The sequence below is a fragment of the Vibrio sp. 2096 genome (genome assembly GCF_033339595.1).
GTDB classification, from domain to species: Bacteria; Pseudomonadota; Gammaproteobacteria; order Enterobacterales; family Vibrionaceae; genus Vibrio; species Vibrio alginolyticus.
On record NZ_JAWOUX010000071.1, the window covers coordinates 1 to 1,230 of the forward strand.

At 45.5% G+C, this 1,230-nt stretch carries 1 protein-coding gene; it reads left to right on the top strand.

All coding sequences use genetic code 11. From position 1 onward, the window contains the following. Positions 1 to 106: 106 nt before the first annotated feature. Positions 107 to 1,230, top strand: a 1,124-nt coding sequence (locus R7Q41_RS24110; RefSeq protein WP_206926158.1) for a DUF4158 domain-containing protein, incomplete at its 3' end; no start/stop codon positions are given.

Sequence of the window (1,230 nt, forward strand, 5' to 3'; positions counted from 1 at the left end):
TAATCCTCTGTAGACCACACCAATAAATGGCTGCGGAGGTGGGTTACTACTTATAAGTGTGGCAAATTAGGTAAATATCGTACATTTAATACGGAACAGCCCTGATATGGCCATCAAAAACGAAATTACTATTCTCACGAGAGCAGAACAGGCAGATCTTTATTCCCCACCCATTTTTTCAATCGAAGAACAACGTCTGTACTTTTCTCTGAACGATGCGGAATTGGCAGTTTTTCGGTCAATTCGTCTCAGAGCTCATAGATGTTACTTTGTCGCGATTTTGGGATACTTCAAATCAAAGCCCGTCATCCTAGATATCGCTTACTCGCAGGTTTCTAAGGATTTAATGTTCATCAGTAAAGAGCTGCTTGGCGGCAAGGGGCTCAGACCATTCACTCCCTCACAAAAACAAAAAGATCGACTCTACGCAAAAGTATTAGACCTTGCTGGTTATCACAAATGGGACGAAAGTCAGCACTTCAATTCTCTTTTCGACCACCTTGTTCAGGTGGGCAATGCCTGGCTGGAGCCGCGTTACCTCTTTGATACTGCTATTGAATTCCTAACCAGTCACAGCATTGCTATCCCTAGGTACACCGTACTCCAGAGACTGATAAGCAGAGCGATGCAGCAGGTCAGAAAAGACCTGGCGCACCAACTTAATCAACTCACCAGTCCTGAACTTCACGTCTTTCTGGACAGCATAACAGCCATTGATGACGGACTAAGCCTGAACCAGCTCAGAGGCGGTGCAAAAAGTCTGACCGTACCTGAACTTAAAAAAGAGCTTGCCCTTTATCATCAGTTAGCGCCATGGCGCACGCAAATCAATGGCGTTATCGATGGGCTTAATCTGTCTCTTAAAAATCGACAACACTTCGGTGAGCTCATCAACTATTACGGTAGTAAACTCAAACGATTCAAACGCGCACAGCAGCATCTATGGTTGCTATGTCACCTGACAGAGCGGATACAACTGGCACTGGAACGGTTAACTGATGGGTTCATTTACCATATCCGCAAGCAACAAGAAGCTGCCAACACCTTTGCACAACAAGCAGTGTTCCTGTCCTGGCAGTCAGCCGCGGACAATGTCACGAAAGCGGCAGAGTTACTGCATCTGTTTGTGGATGAGAACATTGATGATAATCAACCCTTCTCAGTAGTCAGACAACAGGCATTGAAGGTCATGAATGACAGGGATATCCAGACCCTCTGCCTTTACCTGAA